The organism is Aminiphilus sp., from assembly GCF_029975095.1.
Lineage (GTDB): Bacteria > Synergistota > Synergistia > Synergistales > Aminiphilaceae > Aminiphilus.
The window spans coordinates 1-3,880 of the sequence record NZ_JARKPW010000199.1; the positions used below are offsets into that span (position 1 = coordinate 1).

The 3,880-nt window shown below is 57.6% G+C and carries 4 protein-coding genes; 3 read left to right on the top strand and 1 reads right to left on the bottom strand.

Annotated elements, in window-relative coordinates; translation table 11 throughout:
- Positions 1-75: 75 nt before the first annotated feature.
- Positions 76-432 carry a hypothetical protein gene (locus Q1K49_RS12780; RefSeq protein WP_300526391.1) on the bottom strand — a complete coding sequence of 119 codons (357 nt, stop codon included), beginning with the start codon at positions 430-432 and terminating at the stop codon, positions 76-78.
- Between the two features lie 480 nt (positions 433-912).
- Between Q1K49_RS12780 and Q1K49_RS12785 the strand changes: the two genes are divergently transcribed.
- The 3 genes from Q1K49_RS12785 (at position 913) to mce (ending at position 3,623) form a co-directional block, all read left to right on the top strand.
- Positions 913-2,595, top strand: coding sequence for a methylmalonyl-CoA mutase family protein (locus tag Q1K49_RS12785; protein ID WP_300526394.1), 1,683 nt, complete (start codon positions 913-915; stop codon positions 2,593-2,595).
- 66 nt (positions 2,596-2,661) lie between these two features.
- On the top strand, positions 2,662-3,084 hold the full coding sequence (locus Q1K49_RS12790) for a cobalamin B12-binding domain-containing protein (RefSeq protein WP_300526392.1): 423 nt from the start codon (positions 2,662-2,664) through the stop codon (positions 3,082-3,084).
- A 137-nt stretch (positions 3,085-3,221) separates the two neighbouring features.
- Positions 3,222-3,623, top strand: a complete 402-nt coding sequence (gene mce / locus Q1K49_RS12795) for a methylmalonyl-CoA epimerase (RefSeq protein ID WP_300526393.1) — start codon at positions 3,222-3,224, stop codon at positions 3,621-3,623.
- The last annotated feature ends 257 nt before the right edge of the window (positions 3,624-3,880 follow it).

Consider the following 3,880-nt stretch of genomic DNA (forward strand, 5'->3'; position numbering starts at 1 on the left):
TTGTTTCCGCAGAGGGGTTTTGCGCGGCGTGGAATCGGGAAGGGAGGGGGTGGAAAATGTCGACAGGCCGGTTTGTCAGCGCTTGCCGTACCGTTCCTCCCCGTAGGATACATATTTCTTGCCTTCGCCGGATTTTCCGGCAAGATTCTTCTGCAGTTCCTCCAGAAGTTGCTTTTTGCGACGATCTTCCACAGCAGAACCTGAAACGTCCCGGTCGAAACGCCCCATCTGCACGAGCATCTCGAGATCGCGCACATCCTCGGAAAGCTGATCCGCAAGGCGAATCACGTCCAACGACTCGTCGGGATTGTCCCTCATGAAGGAGCGGGCTTTTTCGTACACGGCATCAAGCCGTTTCATGCATCGAGGACAGAGTTTCGGTCCTGTCGTGGCAAAGGGCTTGGCGCAGAGATCGCAGGTGATCATTTCCATAGTCGAGACCTCCCCGTCCGAAAATGCTCGCAAAGAGAAAAAACGCACTCCACTCGCCCTTTAGGGAAGAGCGGAAACATGCTGGAGAAAGAGACTTAGGCCTTCAGACTCATGATACCACAAAACCGCCCGGGCGGAAATTTCTCGGATCTCGCCAGGAATAAAAAATCTGGTGTATGATGCCTCCGTTCCCGCTGGTCGGCAGAAGCATCCAGATGATGTGCGAGCGCAGCGGCAGGAAAACGTAGGGGGTAAAATAAACTGAATTGTAGGTAATTATCGTGTAAACGAGAGTCCCTTGTTGCATTCCTGGGCCGCCTGGAGAATAATAAGGTCTCGTATACGTGCGTGCAGGATTGCCCGTCGCCGGAGCCCTCAGGACATTTTTCGGGTGTTTCGGGAAAAGGGCATTGGTGCGGCGGAGCGCGAGGCGGACCCGGGAGGCCCTTCGCGACGCAGAATTGAGGGAGGGGAATTATGGTGTTCAAGGAGGAAAAGCTCGAAAGGATTGAGAAGGAGAAGCAGGCCTTCGAGGCGCGGATGGAGAAGTCGCGACAGAAACGCCCCGAACAGAGGGCAGTGTTTGCGACGGGAAGTGGTATCCCCGTGAAGACGGTCTACGCTCCCGACGACATCAAGGATCTCGAATACCTCGACGATTTGGGAATGCCCGGAAGTTTCCCCTTTACGAGGGGTGTGCAGCCCAACATGTATCGTGGGCGGTTCTGGACCATGCGTCAGTATGCCGGTTTCTCCACGGCGGAAGATTCCAACGCCCGGTATCGGTATCTTCTCTCTCAGGGATCGACGGGGCTGTCCGTCGCTTTCGACCTGCCCACCCAGATCGGTTACGATTCGGATCATTCCATGGCTCAGGGAGAGGTCGGCAAGGTGGGTGTGCCCGTCGATACTCTCGCGGACATGGAGATCCTCTTCGACCAGATTCCCCTCGATCAGGTCACCACATCCATGACGATCAACGCTCCCGCCTCGGTTCTGCTGGCCATGTACATCGCTCTTGGTGAGAAGCAAGGTGTTTCGGCGGACAAGTTGGGCGGAACCATTCAGAACGACATCCTCAAGGAATACATCGCTCGGGGTACGTATATCTTCCCCCCCAAGCCTTCCATGCGTCTCATCACGGATATCTTCGACTTCTGCAGCAATCACGTTCCCAAGTGGAACACCATCTCCATCTCCGGGTACCATATCCGTGAGGCAGGTTCCACCGCCGCCCAGGAGATCGCTTTCACCCTCGCCGACGGTATCGCCTATGTGGATGCGGCCATCAAGAAAGGGCAGGATCCGAACGTCTTCGGCGAGCGGCTTTCCTTCTTCTTCAACGCCCATAACGATTTCCTTGAGGAAGTGGCCAAGTTCCGAGCTGCCCGGCGCATCTGGGCGAAGATCATGAAGGAGCGTTTCGGCCTCACCAACGACAAGGCGATGATGCTCCGTTTCCACACGCAGACCGGAGGCAGCACGCTCACGGCGCAGCAGCCCGAGAACAACATCATCCGCGTGGCCTTCCAGGCCCTCGCGGCGGTTCTCGGCGGAACGCAGTCCCTGCACACGAACAGCATGGACGAGGCGCTCGCCCTTCCGACGGAGAAGAGCGTCGGCATCGCACTGAAGACGCAGCAGATCATCGCCTATGAGTCCGGTGTCTGCAACACCGTGGATCCCCTTGCCGGGAGCTATTACATCGAAGCCCTGACGAAGGCTCTTGAAACGCAGGCCTTGGAGTATATCGAGAAAATCGATGAGATGGGCGGCATGCTTGTGGCCATCGAAAAGGGGTATGTGCAGCAGCAGATCCAGGATGCGGCCTATGCCTACCAGAGAGCCGTCGAGAGCGGCGATGCGGTGGTGGTGGGTGTCAACAAGTTCCAGATCAAGGAAGATAATTCCGGTCGAGAACTCCTCCGCGTGGATCCGAGCGTTGGAGTACGGCAGGTCGCGAAACTCAATGCAGTCAAGGCTGGTCGTGACAACCTGAAGGTCAAAGCGGCTCTTGAGGACATCAGGAAAGCCGCCCGGGACGAGAGCATGAACCTCATGCCCCTTATTCTCGAGGCCGTCCGGTGCTACGCTTCGGAGGGCGAGATCTGCGGCGTGCTCCGCGAGGAGTTCGGCGAATATCGGGAGAACATCGTTCTCTAGAGCCCCGGATTTCGCGGATGTTCCGATCTTGAATTCGAAAAAGCGACGCATGGAGGAGGAGAAGCCATGAGCGAGAGAAAGATCCGCGTGGTTGTTGCCAAACCCGGCCTGGACGGGCACGACCGCGGTGCGAAAGTTATTGCCCGTGCATTCCGAGATGCGGGCATGGAAGTCATCTATACCGGTCTTCGCCAGACTCCGGAGCAGATCGTCGAAACGGCGATTCAGGAGGACGCCGACGCCATCGGCATCAGCATCCTTTCCGGAGCGCACGAGCATTATTTCCGCACCATCATCGACATGCTCAAGGAGCGGAGCGCAGAGGACATCATTGTCTTCGGCGGCGGTGTCATTCCTGAAAATGAAGTGCCGAGCCTTCTGGCGATGGGCGCAGGCGCGGTCTTCGGTCCGGGGACGCCCACGACGGAGAGCATCGAGTGGCTTCGAAAAGCGGTGGAGGCGAAGAGAGCGAAAGAAGTGCAGTCCTAGAGCGTTCCCGGAACGTTTTGTGCCCTGCCGGGAGGACTCGGCAGGGTCTCTTGTCTGGTCTGTCGCTCGCCTTTCCGCGAAAGAACCCGAACTCTTTTTTCGAGGGCCGGCGAGTAAAAACGCAGGGGGTGTGCCTCATGAAGGTCACGGTGGTCGACCATATCGGTATTGCGGTGCAGAGTATCGATGAGTCTCTCAAAATCTGGGAGGCGGCTCTGGGGATTGCTTGCACGGGCGTCGAAGAAGTGGAGGAGCAGAAGGTCAAGACGGCCTTTTTGCCCGTGGGAGACACGGAGATCGAGCTTTTGGAGGGAACCTCCCCGGACAGCCCGGTGACCAAGTTCATCGAGAAGAAGGGAGAGGGCATTCACCACATCGCTCTCCGCGTGGAAAACCTTGAGGAAACGCTCGCGGAACTCAAAGCCAAGGGAATTCGTCTCATCGACGAGACGCCTCGCTATGGTGCCGGTGGCGCCCGAATCGCCTTCGTGCATCCCAAAGCGACAGGCGGCATCCTTCTGGAAATCTCGGAACGGTAGCGCGAAACACGAACGGAACGGCGGGGTCTTGTCCTCTCCGTTCCGTTCTGTCGTATGTGGTGTCTGTATGCGGCGTGGAGGCGGAGGTATGCGGACGGGTTCATGTGTGACCCGTCGAAGCAGGACGAGGAGGTTATGGTAGATGTCGGAAAAGAGCATCGACCAGCTTTGCGAGGAACTGCTGGCGAAACGGGAACGAGCGCAAAGCGGAGGCGGCGTTAAAGCCGTGGAGAAGCAGCATGCATCGGGGAAGCTGA